This window comes from Erythrobacter sp. JB1-7 (assembly GCF_057365015.1).
On record NZ_CP200291.1, the window covers coordinates 1323738 to 1342384 of the forward strand.

18 protein-coding genes are annotated in these 18647 nt (G+C 52.9%); 11 read left to right on the top strand and 7 right to left on the bottom strand.

All coding sequences use genetic code 11. The features are described 5' to 3' along the window. Positions 1 to 6: 6 nt before the first annotated feature. Positions 7 to 543: a hypothetical protein gene (locus AC0V6W_RS06360; RefSeq protein WP_486148266.1), complete on the bottom strand. Its 537-nt coding sequence runs from the start codon at positions 541 to 543 to the stop codon at positions 7 to 9. 346 nt (positions 544 to 889) lie between these two features. Between AC0V6W_RS06360 and AC0V6W_RS06365 the strand changes: the two genes are divergently transcribed. The 3 genes from AC0V6W_RS06365 (at position 890) to AC0V6W_RS06375 (ending at position 5009) form a co-directional block, all read left to right on the top strand. Continuing rightward, on the top strand, positions 890 to 1522 hold the full coding sequence (locus tag AC0V6W_RS06365) for a polysaccharide biosynthesis/export family protein (protein WP_486148268.1): 633 nt from the start codon (positions 890 to 892) through the stop codon (positions 1520 to 1522). A gap of 7 nt (positions 1523 to 1529) precedes the next feature. Continuing rightward, the gene (locus AC0V6W_RS06370; RefSeq protein WP_486148270.1) at positions 1530 to 3743 is read left to right on the top strand and encodes a GumC family protein; all 2214 of its coding nucleotides are present in this window, start codon (positions 1530 to 1532) and stop codon (positions 3741 to 3743) included. Positions 3744 to 3827: 84 nt separating this feature from the next. After that, complete coding sequence (locus AC0V6W_RS06375; RefSeq protein WP_486148272.1) at positions 3828 to 5009, top strand: glycosyltransferase family 4 protein; 1182 nt, start codon at positions 3828 to 3830, stop codon at positions 5007 to 5009. Here AC0V6W_RS06375 and AC0V6W_RS06380 read toward each other — a convergent pair. Beyond that, positions 5006 to 5938 carry a glycosyltransferase family 2 protein gene (locus tag AC0V6W_RS06380; RefSeq protein WP_486148274.1) on the bottom strand — a complete coding sequence of 311 codons (933 nt, stop codon included), beginning with the start codon at positions 5936 to 5938 and terminating at the stop codon, positions 5006 to 5008. The two genes, AC0V6W_RS06375 and AC0V6W_RS06380, sit on opposite strands and share 4 nt — an antisense overlap. Then, on the bottom strand, positions 5928 to 7298 hold the full coding sequence (locus tag AC0V6W_RS06385) for an O-antigen ligase family protein (RefSeq protein WP_486148276.1): 1371 nt from the start codon (positions 7296 to 7298) through the stop codon (positions 5928 to 5930). The genes AC0V6W_RS06380 and AC0V6W_RS06385 overlap by 11 nt, the downstream gene beginning before the upstream one ends. Before the next feature lie 152 nt (positions 7299 to 7450). On the opposite strand from AC0V6W_RS06385, the gene AC0V6W_RS06390 reads away from it, so the two are divergent. The 6 genes from AC0V6W_RS06390 to AC0V6W_RS06415 all read left to right on the top strand — a co-directional run bounded on the left by AC0V6W_RS06390 (position 7451) and on the right by AC0V6W_RS06415 (position 12869). Beyond that, positions 7451 to 7720 (top strand): spike base protein, RCAP_Rcc01079 family, encoded by a 270-nt coding sequence (locus AC0V6W_RS06390; protein WP_486148278.1) that lies wholly within the window; start codon positions 7451 to 7453, stop codon positions 7718 to 7720. A 23-nt stretch (positions 7721 to 7743) separates the two neighbouring features. Next, positions 7744 to 9735 carry a hypothetical protein gene (locus AC0V6W_RS06395; protein WP_486148280.1) on the top strand — a complete coding sequence of 664 codons (1992 nt, stop codon included), beginning with the start codon at positions 7744 to 7746 and terminating at the stop codon, positions 9733 to 9735. A 144-nt stretch (positions 9736 to 9879) separates the two neighbouring features. Then, positions 9880 to 10866 (top strand): oligosaccharide flippase family protein, encoded by a 987-nt coding sequence (locus tag AC0V6W_RS06400; protein WP_486148282.1) that lies wholly within the window; start codon positions 9880 to 9882, stop codon positions 10864 to 10866. A 70-nt stretch (positions 10867 to 10936) separates the two neighbouring features. Beyond that, complete coding sequence (locus AC0V6W_RS06405; protein ID WP_486148284.1) at positions 10937 to 11350, top strand: hypothetical protein; 414 nt, start codon at positions 10937 to 10939, stop codon at positions 11348 to 11350. Next, positions 11347 to 12126: an FkbM family methyltransferase gene (locus AC0V6W_RS06410; RefSeq protein WP_486148286.1), complete on the top strand. Its 780-nt coding sequence runs from the start codon at positions 11347 to 11349 to the stop codon at positions 12124 to 12126. Before AC0V6W_RS06405 ends, AC0V6W_RS06410 begins: the two co-directional genes overlap by 4 nt. An 11-nt stretch (positions 12127 to 12137) precedes the next feature. After that, positions 12138 to 12869, top strand: coding sequence for a glycosyltransferase domain-containing protein (locus AC0V6W_RS06415; protein WP_486148288.1), 732 nt, complete (start codon positions 12138 to 12140; stop codon positions 12867 to 12869). Here AC0V6W_RS06415 and AC0V6W_RS06420 read toward each other — a convergent pair. Genes AC0V6W_RS06420 through rfbB form a run of 3 tightly spaced genes read right to left on the bottom strand, consistent with a single transcriptional unit; the run spans position 12866 to position 15341 of the window. Then, the gene (locus tag AC0V6W_RS06420) at positions 12866 to 13648 is read right to left on the bottom strand and encodes a hypothetical protein (protein ID WP_486148290.1); all 783 of its coding nucleotides are present in this window, start codon (positions 13646 to 13648) and stop codon (positions 12866 to 12868) included. The two genes, AC0V6W_RS06415 and AC0V6W_RS06420, sit on opposite strands and share 4 nt — an antisense overlap. After that, on the bottom strand, positions 13638 to 14270 hold the full coding sequence (locus AC0V6W_RS06425; protein ID WP_486148292.1) for a class I SAM-dependent methyltransferase: 633 nt from the start codon (positions 14268 to 14270) through the stop codon (positions 13638 to 13640). The genes AC0V6W_RS06420 and AC0V6W_RS06425 overlap by 11 nt, the downstream gene beginning before the upstream one ends. A 3-nt stretch (positions 14271 to 14273) precedes the next feature. Further along, the gene (gene rfbB, locus AC0V6W_RS06430; protein ID WP_486151480.1) at positions 14274 to 15341 is read right to left on the bottom strand and encodes a dTDP-glucose 4,6-dehydratase; all 1068 of its coding nucleotides are present in this window, start codon (positions 15339 to 15341) and stop codon (positions 14274 to 14276) included. 219 nt (positions 15342 to 15560) lie between these two features. Here rfbB and AC0V6W_RS06435 point away from each other — a divergent pair, with 219 nt between their 5' ends. Together AC0V6W_RS06435 and AC0V6W_RS06440 are read left to right on the top strand one after the other, a co-directional pair. Then, positions 15561 to 16730 (top strand): nucleotidyltransferase family protein, encoded by a 1170-nt coding sequence (locus AC0V6W_RS06435; RefSeq protein WP_486148294.1) that lies wholly within the window; start codon positions 15561 to 15563, stop codon positions 16728 to 16730. Then, complete coding sequence (locus AC0V6W_RS06440; protein WP_486148296.1) at positions 16723 to 18366, top strand: ABC transporter ATP-binding protein; 1644 nt, start codon at positions 16723 to 16725, stop codon at positions 18364 to 18366. The genes AC0V6W_RS06435 and AC0V6W_RS06440 overlap by 8 nt, the downstream gene beginning before the upstream one ends. Here the strand turns inward: AC0V6W_RS06440 and AC0V6W_RS06445 are convergent. Beyond that, positions 18363 to 18647, bottom strand: coding sequence for a PqqD family protein (locus AC0V6W_RS06445; RefSeq protein WP_486148298.1), 285 nt, complete (start codon positions 18645 to 18647; stop codon positions 18363 to 18365). The genes AC0V6W_RS06440 and AC0V6W_RS06445 overlap by 4 nt on opposite strands.

Consider the following 18647-nt stretch of genomic DNA (forward strand, 5'->3'; position numbering starts at 1 on the left):
GTTATCCTATTTCAGAAGCTTACAGTACCATAGCGCCGCCAAAAATGTCAGAGCGCTCATTCCCAAGTCAGCAAGCCAATTCAGTTTAAGAGGCCCGAACAAAAGTTCATCAAGCCCGTGCAATGACGTGATCCTAAGAGCCAATAATCCGATCATTCCAACGCCAGCCGCTAGGGCGAGCGCAACGGTTAAATCCAGGCGGTTGCGGGCTTTGCGCGACCATTGATTAGCCGCTGCGAATGCGGTCAAAGCTCCAATCGCCGCCAACGCGGCTACGATCGCGGCCTGCCAATCGCGTCGTTCGTCATAGCTTTCATGCCCCTTTATCAGACTGCGAAGCTCGTCACGCACAAGCTCTTCCAAGTTTAGCAACCGCGCAAGCGCCAAGGCTACAAATAGGATCGCTAGAGCTATCCAAGCGCGGCGATGCCATAAAGGCGCCTTGGCTATTGGCGCGCAGCGGGATGCTGCGACGCAGCTGGCCAAGACGATGCCGTATAAACCACAGGCGAACAGACTTAAGATTGATGGTCCGCCCGCCATTCTGCCTCCTTTTGTCTGGCCCCAAAACACCCCAGAGGCCGCGAAGTTTCTGGCTTTTGAACCGCTCAAGCTGCTTGCGCAAGAAAGCACCGGAACTTTCTGCCGGCGAGCCAACGCCAGACCAAATGGCGTTACAATTTCGAAATAGAGCGGCAACAACGCAACATCAGGCTGAGATCGGGCAAGATCGTATCATTCTGGCACGGATCCGTGTTGCGCGCCCAGTTTTGAGGCTCTAGGCAGGACACCGGGCGGGGAGGATTTCATGCGTGTTCGGTGCAAACAGATTGGGTTGACCTGCATAGCAGGACTTTACCTGACTGCTTGCGCGTCGACGCCTGAACCCGTGATTGGGGCAGCGGCCTCTCAGCCAGTAAGCGCACTTGGACAGGAACGTTTTAGCTATTCGCGCTCCACGATTTACCTGATGCGCCCATCAGACAAGGTGTCCGTCAACGTATTTCGCGAACCCGATTTCAGCATTGAGGATGTGCAGATCGGGGTGGAAGGCAATGTTTCTCTTCCATTGCTCGGATCAATCCCGGCCGCTGGTTTCACCGCCGCTCAGTTCGAAAAAGATGTCACGCAACGCCTCATTCAATCTGGCGTAAAAGCGCCTTTGGTGAACGTGAACATCACCGCTTATGCATCTCATCTAGTTACCGTAGAAGGAGCAGTCAGGCAGCCCGGCGTTTACGAATTTGTCCCAGGCTCCAGATTGTCGTCCGCCATTGCGCAAGCTCGCGGACCGGAACGGACAGCGAAAATCGATCAAGTTGCGGTTTTTCGAGAGACTTCAGAGGGGACCTTTGTCGCCAAGTTTGACTATGGGAAAATGCGCCAAGGATCGATGCTTGATCCGATCCTTGAACCTGGTGATCGTGTCGTCATGGGCACAGATGGCCTCTCGGTTTTCTGGCAGGACTTTTTAAGAGCCCTGCCGGCTTTCGGCATATTCGCCAACGCGACGTCTTTGTGATGCTTTCATGAATGATAACACTTTGATCAAGCGCCCCGAGCATGGGAATGGCGGCATGTGGCTCGAGACGTACCTGCCCGAACAGAAATTCGGACCGGACGAAGCGCCCAAACCATTTATCGACATCGCATCGATCCGCGGCATGATTTTTCGCCAGCGATGGCTGGTTGCAGCTGTCCTGAGCGCCGCCTTATTGGGCGGATTGGTTCTGACTTTGCTGGCAACACCCATGTACGAGGCTGAAGCCACAGTGCGTGTTGAACCGTTCAGCAATTATATCTTGCCCGGTCAGGACATCGATGCGGGGATCGCTTCCAATCAAGTCTATGATTATCTGTCCACTCAGGTCGACATCATAAAAAGCCGAAAGCTGGCTATGAGTGTAGTGGAAAATCTGAACCTGGCAGGACGAAACGATTTGTTGGGTAAGGACACTGATGAAAGCCGCCCACCAAATCTGAGCGATGAACAATGGCTTGAAGAAAAGAAGAGCATCGCAGCCTCTATATTATCGGCTGGGGTCTATGCCGAAGTTCCGAATGATAGCTGGGTTCTTTCGATCGCTTATCTGGATGCCAACCCGGTACTCGCTGCAGAACTGGCCAATGGCTATGCTGATGCGTTTTCGAGCACCGACACGGAAGTCTCGATGAGCAACAATCAATACGCTCAGGACATCCTGAAGAAAGAAATTGGGAGCCTCAGGGAGAAAGTGAGAGAGGCGGAAAACGCGGTCAACACATATGCCCGCAACAGCGGGATCATCGTGCAGCAATCCGCTCCAAACGCAGATGGCTCAGGTGGCGGCGGAACAATCACGGGGTCAAATCTGGCCAGCATCAACGAACGCGTCTCTGCCGCGAGAGCAGCGCGTATCGAGGCGGAACAAAGATGGCGCTCGGTACAGAACCTACCAGCGGCGCAATTGCCCGAAGTGCAGCAAAGCCCGGTCCTTCAGGGCCTTGTAACGGAGAAGATCGCCAAGCAGACGCAGCTTATTGACCTGCGCCAGCGCTACAATGACAATTTCCCGCAGATTACGAATTTGGTCGCACAAATCAAAGCGCTTGAAACGCAGATTGAAGCATCAAGCGCGAATATCAAAGCCACCGTTCGCAATGATTTCATCGTGGCGCGGAATCAGGAAGAAGCACTCTCCAAGGAACTGGCATCGTTAACCGGGCAAACTTTGGCTGAACAGGACAGGCAGGTTCAATACGGCGTGCTTGAACGCGAGGCGCAAGCATTACGCAATCAATTGGGCGTATTGCTGGACAGGTTCAATCAGATCAGCAGCGCAGCCAATGTTGAAAGTGGATCGATAACACCTCTGGATGCAGCATTGGTGCCGGACACGCCGTATTCGCCAAGTCTTTTTCGCAATATGTCCTTTGCCCTGATATTCGGGCTTGCTCTTGCTGGCGGACTGGCGATCTTGCGTGAGACTTTTGACGATCGTATCCGCTCGCTTGACGAGGTGGAAAGCAAGATCGGTCTACCACTGATTGGCCACACACCGTTTGTCGCTGAACGCGACCTGGAATCCGAAGGCACTGACCGGTTTAGCGCATTGATGGAAGCCTATGCATCCATCCGTTCTACAATCGAATTTGCATTGCCCGGTGACAGCAATGTGATCCAGCTAACGAGCAGCCAAGCATCAGAAGGCAAATCCACAACGGCGGTTATCTTGGCCGAATTGTTCGCCAGCATGGGCCGCAAGACACTTCTGATTGATGGTGATTTAAGGCGCCCTTCAGTTGCCCAATTGTTGGATATTGATCGTCCTTCTTCAGGCCTAATCGAAGTATTGCTGGGCAAGGCGGATTTGCAGTCTTCGGTCATTCGTGGGGTCCATGAAAACTTGGACATTCTGCCCGTCGGGGAAGTCCCACCAAATCCCACCGAAGTATTGGCATCGCCGCAATTGCGCGAGTTTATTGAAATCAACCGTCACGAATATTCGTTGATTATCTTCGATTCCTGCCCGGTGATGGGGTTGGCTGATGCGCCTGTTTTGGCATCATTGGTGGATCGCACGATCTTTGTCCTCGAAGCCAATAAAGTGCAATTTGGCCAGACCAAGGCGGCGCTGCGCAGAATGCGCTATGCCGGTGCCAAAGTCATGGGAGTCATCCTCACGAAATATCGCGCTTTAGAGGCCGGACAAGCCTATGATTATCAATACGGTTATTACCAATACGGTCAGGATCGCACGTAATCAGACAATGCCGCGCAATGATCGTGTAATCGGCATGGATGTTATTTCACCAACACCACCCTCCTCCAAAACGGGTAACCTGCCTTGCAGCGTCAACGCATTATCCATCTGACAGGGGATTTTCCAGACCCCATCGAATTTTCGAAAACACGGGTGATCGAGAGTTTGGTTGACCTGACCTCAACGGGTTTTGACCATACCGTTTATTCGATCAATCGTACTTCAACCTCGCCTCTGAAAATAGCGCAGCAAATTTCAGGGCAGGCAAAAATGGCCATTCAGTCGCAGTCATTTGGGTATGGCACCGCGATTGCCTATGAGGCGCCGGCAAAGGGATTGCTGCACAGGAGGCGGTTGATCGAATTGGGTGATTGGCTGGCCGCGAAGATTATTCAAAGCAATTATGATCCAAAATTGTTGCTTGGTCACAAGCTGACAATCGAAGGAATAGCGGTGCAGCACGCTGCGGAAAAGCTTGGGCTTCCCTATGCCATTACGATTCAAAGTCACACCGACGACAAAATTCTTCGAGCGCGACCAGACTTGAAAGCAATTTTCGCGCAAATCTATCACAATGCCGCGATGGTGGTGGCATTCACGCCAATAGCGCGCGAGAAAATCGAGGCGAAACTGAGGCCACGAACGGGGCCAACACACATCATCCCTTGCCCCACCGATCTTGACACACCGCTTGAGCCAAGGAAATCGCAAGCCAGCTTATTATCGGTTTTCCATCTCAAAAATCACGTCACAAAGAACCTGGCCAATGTTGCGAAAGGCTTGGGCCTTGCAAAAAAAACGGGCGCAGATCTAACTCTCGAATTGGTTGGAGGCGGAGATACAAACGACATTTTGGCGTGCCAGAAGATAATAGGCGCAAACTTGCCAGTGCGTCTAGCAGGTTCGCGAGATCGTGACGGAGTGCGCAAGCTCATGAACGAAGCGAAAGCGTTCGTGATGCCTTCACTGAGCGAATCCTTCGGCCTTGTTTTCATCGAAGCTTTATATGCTGGCTTGCCCATCATTTACCCAGCCGGACATGCTGTGGATGGCTACTTTGACGGCTTGGATTTTGCGATACGCGTCAATCCCCGCGACCCAAACGAGATCGCAAAAGCGATGATTTTCGCAAGCGAAAATGAGATGAGGTTAAAGGAAAGTTTGGCACACTGGCAAAGAGGCGACCAAGCTCGGAAATTCTCTAGGCCCGTAATTTCGCGTGCCTACAGCCAAGCCTTGGATGATGCTTGCTCCAAAACGGATTAGCCATAGCCCTGCATCCATTGCCGCCGCGCGGTCCAAACTTTTTGCCACTTTTCGCAAGCCCGGACGTCGTTACCACATATAGCTTTTATCGCCGAACCCGCTCGCCGATTGGCGATCCAACACCACAACAGCACTAGGCCAAACCGCCGCGAAACCGGCCCCCAGTGATCTTTGATCAATGTTGATTTCGCGCGCATCAACCGAATGATCTTGTCGTGGCTGACCTTTTCGGATGCTCCCACCAAATGCATGATTTGCGCATCAGGAGTTATCATAGGTCGATAGCCGAGGCGATGCGCTCTCAGGCACATGTCGGTTTCCTCACCATACATAAAATACTTGGTGTCAAACCCTTGGAGCTCGTTCCAAAGATCGCGTTCTATAAGGAAAAAGCACCCCACCACGATATCAACTTGCCGAACGGTGTCGCGCTGCCAATCGCCCATACTTTCAGGATCGAAAAAAGGCGACTTTGCAAACAAGGTAGACAAACCGAAGGCCTGACAAAACAGGCTCCACAGCGTCATCTTCGCCCAGCAAGATGATGGGTTGAGCGAACCGTCAGGAAAAACTGTTCGTCCTCCGACGATACCAGCCTGAGGGTTTCCCTTCGCAAAACGCAACAGGTTTTCAATTGCGCCAGGATGAGTTTCTGTGTCCGGGTTAAGCAGCAAGACCCATTTCGTATCAACCAGTTCAACAGCGCGATTATTGGCTGCGGCAAAGCCAAGGTTTTCGTCATTGGCGATCAAGCGAACATGCGGGAACCGCTGAGCGATTGCGTCAGCAGAGCCATCGCTTGATGCATTGTCAAAGACGACAACATCGAGCTCAACTTCGCCAGCATTCCGAAGCAGCGTTTCAATCGCCTTCAGAGTCAGATCACGCGTGTTGTAGCTGACAATTATGACCGAAAGCTCAGCTGGCATTGCGAACCGCAATTCCAGCTTGGGGAAAATCGCGTCGATTTGAATTCATCGCAATTGAAATGGCAATCGCCAAGAGCATAGTGAACCATGTTAAAATGCCGCCGAAAAATGCGACGGAGAAGCCGAGCAAAGCAAAGCTGAAAAGGGACGCCGCAAGCGAAACGCAAAGCTTGCGCTGCAATTCATCGCCGCTACGAGACTTGAGGCACAGCAACGTGATCGCAGCGACAACTACAATTCCCATGCCAATGGCAGGAAGTAATCCAAATCTCATGGCCAATAAGAGCCAGTGATTGTCGACGGATTCTGGCATCCAAGATGGCCTGTCAAAACCTGCATACCCAATCCCAAACCACGGATACCTCGAAACCGAGATGCTTCCATATTCCCAGATCAACTGCCTGAAATATCCAGTCTGAGGATTCAAAGTGAAGCGAATGATGACATTCACCAATCCGTTTTGGCTGCCTAGGTGCAGTAAGAGCAACACCACCCCGGTCACAGGTAGAATTATCTTCCAGGAAACGAAGGAAACAACGCGCTGAAACCAATCAACGACCAACAAACCGGCATTGATAAAAAGCAACAAGATCGGCGCGGAACTTGCCGAGAAGATCGACAATGCACTCGCACCGATGCCTGCAAAAAGAGGCCAGCGCCTCAAACCTGAATAAAGGTAAAGGGGCAAGAAACTGGAGAGAAATAGGCCTGCGAGGATGGGGTGTGAGAACGGACCCGAAGCTCGTAAAATACCGAGGCGCCGCTCAAAAGAAGCGCTGTTTGCCACTCCCACTGCATCGCCGCCCTGATAGAGCGGCAGAGGGCCAAAAATACTGGCGAAGAATGGACGGATTAGCGAGCGTGCCGCCACTACCTCTGCAAGCATGCTAAGCCCTGCAAGCAAAAGACCTGGCGCAATCAGCACCAGCAAGCGCCTTAAATCTTTGCCATCGCGGATAGCAACACGAGCAGCCAGATATGGCACGGCAATATCAAACGCGAGAATGCCCCCGCGCACCAGACCCGTCATCGGTCCATAATTGGCCATAAAGGCGATCACCATCCACAAGGCCGAAAACGCAAACAGCGCATCCCAAACTACAAACCTTCCCTGAGTTTTGGGCAGCTTCAAAAGGATCCACGGCAAGACGGCGAAAGCTGCGACGCGCGGCGGATAAAGCGTTTGATCGGCGATCGTTATCCGAATTTCAAATGGCAAGAGCGCCGAATATATAAGTATAGCTGCGGGAATAATCCGGGTCATCGCCTGCGCAACGGCGTCGGACCTGCTAGGATGCGCAGTCGGCGCTTGTGGCCGATGCCGGTTCATAGGTCGAATGGGAAAAGCCGGATTAGCCATATTGCGCACCATAGAATTGTGTGGAGCGCACGCAAACCTATTAGGCGCATTTAACAGCGCCGGTTCGCACGCTGTGCCTTTTCGCAATTCACTTTCCTACATGGATCCGAATCAGTATTAAATGTTCTCTTTTTGTTCGAACAGGAGTGAACATGTTCCAAGATCCATTCAAAGACACCGCCAATTCCCTCAGTTCTCCAGCAGCAGAATGTTTTGAGATTGAACCGCACAATTCAGCCGACCTGCCACGCGCAACCAAGGCTATTTATGTTGGCACGGGTGGCGATCTGGTTCTTCGCCCGATCGGTTCAGAAACTGATGTCACATTTGCGAATTTTCCTGGCGGAGCGATCTTGCCAGTGCGGGTACAGGCAATTCGCGTCAACGGAACGACAGCATCTGATATTATCGGGCTGATCTGATTATGGACATCAACTTTGATGTGATGTCGACTTGGTCACGGCCAAGCATGATTGGAGGGCTAGCCAATATTGAGCCGCCCTCCATTGCGCCCAGTGCCGCCTGGACGGGAACGGCTTCGAGCGGATTTGGAACCCTGCCCAACGATCCGGCCCGCACAACCGCAAAGCCGGTATTGCGCATGCTTACCGCGCCTAAGCTTACCGTCACCGACACGCTTGTGGTCGGCGCAATGGCTCTGGCTAACAATGCCGGAACTCTCATAGGAGGCATTGACAGAGTACGCTTCCGGTTTGAGGGAAATGTTATCGATGTCGTCGAGCCCACTTTACAAACCTTCGTGCGTCACGATGGGTCAGCATACAGGCAGCTTGGCTATTGGGTAACACTAAGCAAGGAAGCGCTCAGCGGCATCGCTCAACTCTACATCGAAGCCATCCCAGCAGATGTAACCATGCAGAACCGAGTGATCGGCCCGTATTCGTATGTCTTGGCTGACACAGAATTCGAATATGAGGTAACAATCGATCTTTCTCAACCAAGCGTCGTTGGCGAAAACTATCACGATCTACGTCGCGCTCTTTCCTATATGCGCAGTGTGAACGCAACGACTGGGCGCGTCTTAGGCAAAGGCCCCGCGCTCGATCTGAGCGGCTATCTCAATAACTACGACTTTGAACCCGATGGACGCATCGTCATCGAATGGGATGAGCCGGTCACCGTTTCAAAAACGCTCGAGGATGCGGGCACGTTTATTTCGCGGATCGGCGGGCTGCACTGGCGCGGGTCCAACATTACGTTCGATATGCGCTATTTGGTCGCATTTGGGGGAAGGTCAGGCCAAACCCAGCCGCTTTTCGACGGAGTGCGATTCACCGATACGGGCGGGTTTGATGACCCCACGTTGTTCCGCGGACCGAAAACTGTCCAATATCTGTTTGAGAGTATTGGCGAAGATGGCGCATGGCTGACTGATTGTTCGTTTGACTTCCTGCTTGACGCGGGCATGCGCGGGATTGAATTGGTGCGTGGCTGCATTTTCGAAAACGTCGCCAACGATCTGTTCAGCCGCGCGCATTGTGTTGCAAGCAATATCGTCAAAGTCCACGACAGCAGATCATTTTCAAGCGAAATTGCCTCACTGACTGTCACCGGCCCTACTGGTGCTACATTGTCTTTGTCAGGCGCGAATGATGTCAACACTCGGACTTTCACGGCCAAGGAAAATGGCGCCACAGTCGGATCATTCAGCGTCGGCAAATCCGGTTCTGATCGTACAAACGGCTCATTCACTGTTCAAGCGGTAGCCGACTGGATCAATGGCATTTCTGGCTGGTCTGCCGCAGTTCTTGATGACACTCGCAGAGCCACAGCGCTAAGCTTGGCTAACTCGTCTGGTGGCTCGTTTGGCGATACAAATGTTGAAGGCGGGCTGACGCTCGTGACCCAGTTTGATCTTCATGCTGATTGGTATCAAGGCAACACCACCAACTCGACCCGTGAGAATGTCTTGGTCTATGGCAACAGAAGCTGGGATTTGTTCGGCCAGACCATTTTCTTGACTGAGAATGGCAGTCATCAGGACTTCGCGATCGTCAACAATGCCTGGCATCAAAGCGTTGATACAGACGGTGTGTCGCAGTTGGATGGCACGCACAGCCATCTGATTTTTGCTCACAATTCAATGCCCAACCAAGGCTTGACGGTGAGAGCGAATTTCGCCGCCGACAGCTATCTTTTGATGAGTCATAATGTGCTTGAAAGCGGTGGATCGGAGAGCGGATCAAGCTTTGCAGGCACGGTCACCTCGAGCCACTACGCCGCAGGCGGAACGGCATTCTCGGTTGAAACCAATGCTACGATTGGCGGAACAATGGAGACATTGTTCGACAATGCCGCCAATGGCAGTTTTGCCCCTCAAGGCCAACTCGCGACCCAATCAAAGCCGCCCATTTTCGGCTTTGATCTGTTTGGCAAAAAACGCATCGGGCTAGCGGCAGTTGGCGCGATCAAATAGCGAAGTCAGCGCGTGATGGTTGGTGCCTCGACAAACCATCACGCGCGTCCTTTGCCTTGTTACAGATACCTACAGCCGGAGATTGCCGACATTTAAGTCGCAGAGAATTTGCGGATTGCCTTCCAGTGCGGCAAACCGCCTAGTATGGGTGTCAAACGAAACACTGCATACAATTTGGGCGGGACGTTTGCACCCGCCTTGCTAATGCTGATCAGCGTTCCTCTCTATCTCGGCTGGGTTGGAGATGTACGGTATGGCCTTCTTGCAATTGTGTGGCTGCTGACGGGATATTTCGGCTTTTTCGATTTCGGTCTGGGTCAGGCAACTGCTTACAAAGCCGCTCGTTCGACAAATGACGATGATGGCCAAAGTGAGCGGATTTTGTGGACTGCTATCGTCCTAAATCTAGGCTTTGGCCTTGCTGGTGGCGCCCTCGTCTACGGGCTCGCTCCAGTGCTGTTCGAGCATGTTTTCAACACCCCAGATGATCTATTGGCAGAGCTTGAGACGACTTACATTTGGATCGCGCTCGCTATACCGATCACAACTTTGGAAGGCGTGTTTGCCGGAACCCTTATGGGAAAAGGCAAATTCTTGGCTCTCAATATCAGAGCCCTAACTGGCGCAGTTCTCGTCCAGTTTCTCCCATTGATCGCAGTGATCTGGATATCACCAACGCTTGATGTCGCGGTCCCCGCTACTGTTGCTGCCAGAGCTTTGGGGTTAAGCATTTTTGCGGCGATGGCCTTTCGCGCCATGGACGCCACGCTTATTCCGCGGCTGGGTGACGCTAACTTGTTTAAAGAGATGCTGGGTTATGGCGGCTGGGTCACTTTGGGCAAATCGATCCTTCAATTTGTCGGCAATCTGGATCGTTTCGTGATTGCGGCGCTGCTCACGCCTATCGCCGTCACATATTATGCAATTCCCTTTCAGCTCATTTCGCGAGGCGGGCAGATCCCCCGCGCGCTTGCCAGTGCTATGTTTCCCGATTTTGTCAAACGCAGCGCGCCACAGGCTCGGGATCTTGCTGTTCGGGCAATTCGGGCGAGATCTTGCGATTATGACTATTGTTTGCCTGTTGGCGATTGTCTTGTTCCGGCCATTTCTCTCGCTCTGGATCAGTGCTGATTTTGCAGCGGAAGCAGGGCTCGCAGCCAGCCTCGTCACTCTTTCCTTGTGGGTCAATGCCATCGCAATAGTGGCGATTATGCTGCTAGAGGCCCAAGGGCGGCCCAAAGCCACCTTTATGGTGAGCGCATGGCAAGCACCGCCTTATGCGGTTTTGGTGGTGATCGGGGCACTTTTCGGCGGAATTGTTGGTGTTGCGCTGGCACGCAATGCCCGCTCCGTTCTGGATGCGGCCCTGCTTTGCGGGTTCGGCAAATTGCTGAGTGATGTGCTGCCAATTGCCTGGCTTCCTGGGTTCGCCCTGATTGCCTCCGTTATCTGGAATGCCCTCATGCTGGATCCGTTGACCTTGTGGGCTGGTAATGGACTTTTGTTTGCGGGTTGCCTTGTGATTGCCCATCGCCTGTTCCCTGAGGGTTTGCGGATGATTTTCGACAGCCTCCAGGCCACGTTTTCCAAGCCCACCAAAAGGCAAGAACAATGAGGCGCACCCAATTCAACATTCTGGCCGAGGACGTCAAACGGCCAATTCGCAAGATGGCGCACGCACTGGGGATTAAACGCCAGCTTTCCAATGAAGAACTGGTCGCCAAACATGGCCCTGTGGTGGAGTATGAAGGAAACCTGTTCGATATTCATCACCCGCGCTGCAATGCGCTGATCGGCGGCTCCATTCTCAAAAACTCCTATGAAAGGATGGAAATCGAGATGATCCGCGATCTTATCAGCAAAGATGATCGCGTTATTGAATTGGGCGCTTGCATGGGGGTCACATCGCTCATCCTTTACGATTTGCTCAGTCGCGAACAGCATATTGTGATCGAGGCAGACCGCCGAAACCTTGCGATGGCCAAGCATATGTTTGACCTGAACGGCAAAGATGTGCGCACACAGTTCGGTATTTTGGCGGCTGGCGATAACATTGAACGGGAAATGCAGTTTTCGTCCAACGCAAATGCCAGTTCCTCATCCATGTATGACCGAGATGGCGGCGAAATTGTTGAGGCTGTCCCATGCCTCCAATTCGAAGATGTTATCGCTCAAGAGCAAGCCACTGCTATTGTGCTTGATATTGAAGGCGGGGAATATGACCTCTTCACAAAGGCCACGTCGTTTGGCGCATTACGAAAGCTGATCCTGGAGGCGCACCCTGCGATTTTGGGAGACGCAAAAATGGCAGAAATGATGGCTGTCTTTGATCGAGAAGGGTTCAAAGTCCACTTCAATATCGACGATCAGTTCCTGGTTTTGACCCGCTAAGCTTGGCCAAAATGACCGATATCATCGTCTATACTTGCATCACAGGCGGCTACGACCAAGAACTGATGCATGCGCCAAGCGAAACCGGCATTTCCTTTGTGTGCTTTACAGATCAGCCGGCCAAAATTCACTCAAGCGGCTGGGATGTCCGTCCCTTGCAAAATCCGCTAGCCTTGACTCGCGGCCACGACATCAATCGGTTCCACAAATTCTTCGCTCACCACCTTTTCCCCACTGCCCGGTGGTCGATCTATATGGATGGCAACATCCGTTTTGACGGAGAATTTATAGATCTAGTGGAGCAGATCAGGTCAAAAAACGCCGATATTGGCGCGTTTTGGCACCCGCACGGACATTCGCTTTCAAAAGAGGCGGAGATCTGTGCCCTAAGCAAATTCGATAGCTGGGATTTTGCACGGGTTGAAAAGCAATTGGCGACCTATGCAAGCGACGGGATCGATCTCAATGCTCCCATTCCCGCATGCTACGTTCTGGTCCGTGATCACAAAGCAACCAGGCTGGCCCCGGCGATGAGTTTGTGGTGGTCGCAAATCTTTGAATACACGAAACGCGATCAAATGAGCTTTTCGTGGATTCTGCACCAGACCCAGCTCAAATTTCACGCGCTTGATGGCGACAACGGTATCGATCCAGCCCGCATCGACCGAGTCGCGCATCGGCGGCGCTCGTTCTGGAAACGCGCCATTACCAAGGTCAAACGCGGATTTGCTTCGCGCGATTAGCCCGTTTCGTATCCAGCTAAATGAGCAAGTTCACGCACATCGGCCAGTTTATGATCTTCGCGGCTTTTGACATGTCGCCTGCGCCAGCGCGCTCGTAGCAAGGGCAAGGGGTTTTTGGAAAGCGAGCAAACAGTGGTGTGGATTGGCAGGTTCACGCGCCATTTATCGCGCGCATAACGATAGGCATCCGCATAACCCCCGCCCAGAGAGTCCCATGGCCGATTGTTGTGCACCACGGGCATTTCAATTGCGAAAGCGCCGCGCCCCATGGCCCGCGCGCTTTGCACCAAATCGGTACCGTAGAGGTGAAAGTGCGGGAGCGCTTCATCAAACACAAAACGATCTGTCCGCCTGAGGATCAAAAGCAATTCGTCCAAAGAGCCCACGCGTTGAGGGGCGAAATCAGGAACGCCCAATTCGCGCTTCATATTCGCATCCCATACGCGTCCCACATGGCGGCCATCATCGCACACCCCGTAAGGGCCTGCGACCATCCAACTTGGCTGACTTTCTGAAAGAGCGTTCAGCGCAGCAATTGCCTGATCCAGCCAACCGGCTGGCAAATAGACATCCTGATGCACCAAGACACAGATTGGCCGGTCTGTTTGCATCAGCCCTTGATTATACGCCTCCGGCATTGATTGAGCGTGCTTGATAACTGTCAGCGGCAAGCGGGCCTTAGCGATATCAGGCGAAAGCGCCAGACAATCGCGCAAGATTGCGTCGTCATTGACAGCAGCAATCGCGCAAAAATCATCAGGACAAAGATCAGCGTTCACGCTTGGCTCTAATCAAATATTGGAGAGTAAAGAACGATGATGCAGCGCCGATTGTCATCGCGTTTATCAAACGATGTTTGCGATTGGTGATGGCTGTGCCGATCAATTTATCGACGGCAAATCCGTCGGGCTCCATCAATTTTTTGGCTGTATCTTTAACGAAAAAGCGCAGGTGAGTGCGATCAAGCAGTCCTGTTTTAGCGTAGGTCCATTCGTTCTTTAGCAGCAAAGGCCCAAGTGCAGATACGTGACGAATATTGGGTACGCTAGCGATTAAAACGCCTTCCGCAGAGAGATACCGAGAAGCTACTTGCACCAGCCTCCAAGGGTTGATCAAATGTTCCAACACATCGCAAAACAAGATTGCATCTAGCGGTGCCACGCTTTCAAGAAAGGCCTCGACAGCGTCATGGTCATCAAGGTTGGCCGACGATGCGAAATCAAGTCCTCCGCGATGTTCATCTGCCACGGCATCGACAACACCGATTTCTTGGGCAAGACCGATCTCCTTCAGGTGGCGCGCTGTTGCACCTGTTCCTCCGCCCACATCGAGCAAGCGAACTACCGGAGGAACCAGCGGGACTATATCGGTGCGAACCTGCGAATGATATTCGATGCCCATGCCTCAGACCGGCTGATTTTTGCGCATAAGAGGTTTCCACCAGTGCTCATTATCCAAATACCAGCGCAACGTTTGCCGCAGCCCCTCGGAAAAACCAAGGCGCGCTTGATAGCCCAATTCCTGCGACGCCTTGGCATCGTCGATTGCATAGCGCCGATCATGGCCTGCGCGATCCGTGACGTGGGTTTTCAGACTTTCACTCTTTTTACCCTTAGCGGCAGGCGCATCGGGATAGCGGCTGGCCAAGCCTTCAATGTCTTCAAACGCCTGATCGACCTCGGCGCAGATTGATTGGATGACGTGCATGTTCGGCAACTCGGCTCCGCCGCCAATATTGTACGTTTCACCCGCTTTGCCGTGGGAAAGGCACGCTTCAATGCCGCGGCAATGGTCAGCCACATGCAACCAGTCGCGCACATTCAGGCCATCGCCGTAAATCGGGAGCGGCTTGCCGGTTAGCGCGTTCAAAAAGAACAAAGGAATCAATTTTTCAGGATACTGAAAGGGTCCATAATTGTTTGAACAATTGCTGGTTGTCACGTCCAATCCAAAGGTGTGGTGATACGATCGTACAAGATGATCTGAAGCGGCCTTTGACGCCGAATAGGGCGAATTGGGTGCATAAGGCGTGCTTTCATGAAAGGCCGGATCATCAGGCCCCAGAGAGCCAAAAACTTCGTCTGTTGAGATATGATGGAAACGGTGCGGCTGGCCCGATCCGCTATCCAGCCAAACCCTCCGGGCGGCTTTTAAAAGGCTATGCGTTCCGATGATATTGGTATCGATAAAAGCATCGGGTCCGATGATTGATCGATCAACATGGCTTTCAGCTGCAAAATGGACAATCGTGTCGATTGATCGGTCTTGGAGCAGACGTTCAACCAGCGATGTGTCGCGGATATCGCCTTCGACCAATTCTACACATTCCGCACCCGTTAAAGTCGAACGGTTGCCAGCATAGGTCAGCGCATCCAAAACAGTGATTTCATTGTCAGGATGGGATGCAGCCCAGTGGTGCACGAAATTGCCGCCAATAAAGCCGGCACCGCCGGTTATGAGCAATTTGGTCAAAGTGGTTTGTTCCCGCACTGATCAGCGCCGCTCATCATAGCGTCTCCTCCCGTCTTCGCATCGCAGCAAGCAAACCTGCGGTCAATCGGCAAGCGGGGATGGATGACAGCATGTTCACCGCTGAACTGGAAAATCAAGACAGGCTGAGCCATGCTGGGCATCGATGTATTCGCAACGCCCATTTACCTTCTGTCCGCACGCAATTGCGGCGATCCTTTCATGATGGATACTGCTGCGATTGATGCTTTTCTGGCCGCAATGATGCGCCCGGCCTGCCAATCGCAGAGGTTGGTTTCAAGAAAGCTGGACTGGGAAGATGCTGCTTTCACCGAAGAGGTTTGGAAGCGGATCGAATTTCACGGCCTTCAACCCTTTCTATTTGGCCACGGACAAGGAGCCCACATTTGGCCAGCCGCCATTTGGCAACGCATTTGTGACGAGGCCCGCCTGGCTGGCCTGTGGGAAGCAACACATCAAATCGAAGTATCACGCGCGGTGGAAGGCCTAGGTGCCGCTGGGATTGGTTGCCTCCTGCTGAAAGGTTCGGCGCTTGCCTATTCGGTTTACACGAAACCTGAAATCCGGCGACGCGGCGACAGTGACCTGTTGGTGCGGGCTTGCGATCTTGAACAAGTGCGCGAGAAACTAAACGAGCTTGGCTGGTCGCGATCCAGCGATCCGCATGGGCTGTCTTTTCAAGAAGGTTGGCAGCGTCAAAGCGGTGGCGGATTTGTGCATATGATCGACCTCCACTGGCAAATCAGTGACAGACCGATCGTGCAATCGATCATGGATGTGGAGGAGTTTTTTGCCAGCGCGCAGCCCTTACCCGCCTTCTTTAGCAATGCGCGCTGCCCTTCTCCTGCTTTCACCTTGGTCCAATGTTTGTTGAACCAACATTGGCACTTTGTGCACGGCTATCAGGTCGGCCCAGACCGCGTGGACGGCGCCTATCGCCTAATTTGGCTGTATGATGTTGATCGCATTGTCCGCCATGCGAGCGAAGCGTTTTGGGAAGAGCTTGTCAGCCTGTGCCAGCAGAAGAAAATTGGGCTGTTTATCGCTCAAAGCTTAAGGCGGATGGCCGCGAGTTTGGATACTCCACTGCCCGAAAGCCATATGGCTGAGCTTGAGACGATGCGACTTGGCAGCGATTTTGCCACCTATCTGTCACTGCGAGACAAGATGGACGAGTTTTGGATGGATCTGCGCACGACGTCTTCGTGGCGGCTGCGCGCGCGGATGGTGGCCTCGCGCGCTTTGCCTCCACGTTCGCATCTGGCCAAAAAATATCCCGCGGCGCGAGGCTGGCCAAGGCCTGTTCTGCAGTTGCGTTTTTGTGCCGAAACTGCGGCACGGATGTGCCGCAAGGTTCTTACAAATGATTGAGTTCATTCTCGATTGGGCAAAGCGATTTAAGGGAGAGCTCGCCGTCATCGCATGCCTTGGCATTTTTAACGCAATAGGCACGCTCGCGCTGCCCTGGCTTGCAGCGCAATTTCTTGGCGATGTCTTCAGCAGAGACGCAGCAGCCCCTGCCTTACTTGTCGCGGTAATCGCCGCCGCGCTAATCGGGCTTGCTGGCCTCAATGTGGCGACTTCAATCGCTTCAGAGGCTGCTTCAGGGAAAATTCTCAAGACACTTCGCAAGAATGTCTACGATCACCTTCAGCGTTTGCCGATGCAGTTTCACGATCAAAACCGCCATGGCGACCTGCTGGCTCTGATGACCTATGAAGTTCAGCATCTAAGCGGATTTTTGGCCTCCACCCTCGCCAATGTCCCAGCTCAGATTTTGACGGCTTTGGGCGCGATTTTGGCGTTGATCTGGATTGACCCTGCCATGGCCATCATCGTTCCTTTGCTCGTGCCCATCTTCTTTATCATCGCAAAGCTGTTTGGCAGACGCTTGCGGGTGACGACAAGCAAACTGCGCAAAGCAGAAAATGACCTTGTCGAAGGGGCAAACACTGACCTCAATATGGTGAGCGCGATCAAGACGTTTGCGGTCGAGGAGCCCCAAAGCCAACGCTTTGCACAGATCGCGGAAAAAGCGCGGCAAACGGCTCTTGCACAGGCTCGCCAAGAAGCATTTCTTGCCCCGACGGCAACGCTAATCGCTGGTTTGGGAGCGATTGGCCTGCTGGTCTTAGCGAGCGCGCGATTAGGCGGCGAGCAAAATTCGCCAGAAGAGCTGTTCTCCTTTATCCTTTATGCGGCATTGCTAACTCGGCCAATTGGCTCGCTGGCCAATATTTATGGCAATTACCGATTGGCAAGCAGCACGCTCGCACGGCTGAGAACGGTACTCACGAAACCGGAGGAACCTGGCTATGCGCGCGGAAAAATTCTGACCGATACAAAAGGTGATATCGCTTTTGATAATGTGACATTTGGATATGCGGGCAGGCCGAATGTCCTCTGCGCCTTTTCGCTCAAGATTGATGCGGGCAGCGTGGCTGCCATTGGCGGGGATAATGGCGCTGGTAAGTCCACATTGGTGCACCTGTTGCTTGGCCTTTATCAGCCGCAGGCAGGCAAAATCACTCTTGATGGTCAAGACATTGCCGATATTCAGATACAATCCTTGCGGCGGCAATTCGGCTATGTCCCGCAGCGCGCTTTGCTGTTCGATGGGACAATCAGGCAGAATATCGCATTTGGTCTCGGGGACGACTTTGCCACCACAGATCCGGCAGCTGTCGAACGGGCAATCCGTCTTTCACAGGCCGCTGCGTTCATTGATGCTCTTCCATCTGGTCTCGACACTCAGATCGGTGACAATGGCATCAGGTTATCCGGCGGTCAGCGGCAAAAAATAGCGATGGCGCGGGCGCTTGTTCACAACCCCGCGATCATAATTCTGGATGAAGCAACCAGCATGTATGACACCGATAGCGAAACAGCGTTTGTTGAGGCCAGCCTCGATGCCTTGCAAGGAACAACCGTACTTTTGATAACGCACCGCCCAGCCAGTCTGGCTTTGGCCGACCGCGTTATATCACTGGACAGGCATCAGCCTTAGTCTTCCATTGAGACGATCAGTTTCTTGTCAGCCAACTGCTTGGCAAGGTTGGCGATATCTGCGTCGATGGTGCTGCGAGGAGCATCGAATTCGGCGTAGATTTGGGAACTCACATCACGCAATGTCCGGGGTGCCTCTTCAAGCAATTCCCATACCCTTGCGCCCACCGTGTCGAGGCCAAAATACTGGCCACTTTCCAAATCGAGCAGCACCATGTCCTCACCCACAAGTCGCGCGACCACCGTTTCAGCTGGACTTACTACAGAATTATCTGAGGGCAT

Coding starts and splice junctions, on each gene's coding strand:
- AC0V6W_RS06415 (WP_486148288.1), top strand. CDS start 12,138: ATGACCGATATCATCGTCTATACTTGCATCACAGGCGGCTACGACCAA.
- AC0V6W_RS06360 (WP_486148266.1), bottom strand. CDS start 543: ATGGCGGGCGGACCATCAATCTTAAGTCTGTTCGCCTGTGGTTTATAC.
- AC0V6W_RS06370 (WP_486148270.1), top strand. CDS start 1,530: ATGAATGATAACACTTTGATCAAGCGCCCCGAGCATGGGAATGGCGGC.
- AC0V6W_RS06435 (WP_486148294.1), top strand. CDS start 15,561: ATGATGGATACTGCTGCGATTGATGCTTTTCTGGCCGCAATGATGCGC.
- AC0V6W_RS06385 (WP_486148276.1), bottom strand. CDS start 7,298: ATGGCTAATCCGGCTTTTCCCATTCGACCTATGAACCGGCATCGGCCA.
- AC0V6W_RS06425 (WP_486148292.1), bottom strand. CDS start 14,270: ATGGGCATCGAATATCATTCGCAGGTTCGCACCGATATAGTCCCGCTG.
- AC0V6W_RS06395 (WP_486148280.1), top strand. CDS start 7,744: ATGTCGACTTGGTCACGGCCAAGCATGATTGGAGGGCTAGCCAATATT.
- AC0V6W_RS06400 (WP_486148282.1), top strand. CDS start 9,880: ATGGGTGTCAAACGAAACACTGCATACAATTTGGGCGGGACGTTTGCA.
- AC0V6W_RS06410 (WP_486148286.1), top strand. CDS start 11,347: ATGAGGCGCACCCAATTCAACATTCTGGCCGAGGACGTCAAACGGCCA.
- AC0V6W_RS06380 (WP_486148274.1), bottom strand. CDS start 5,938: ATGCCAGCTGAGCTTTCGGTCATAATTGTCAGCTACAACACGCGTGAT.
- AC0V6W_RS06390 (WP_486148278.1), top strand. CDS start 7,451: ATGTTCCAAGATCCATTCAAAGACACCGCCAATTCCCTCAGTTCTCCA.
- AC0V6W_RS06440 (WP_486148296.1), top strand. CDS start 16,723: ATGATTGAGTTCATTCTCGATTGGGCAAAGCGATTTAAGGGAGAGCTC.
- AC0V6W_RS06445 (WP_486148298.1), bottom strand. CDS start 18,647: ATGCCCTCAGATAATTCTGTAGTAAGTCCAGCTGAAACGGTGGTCGCG.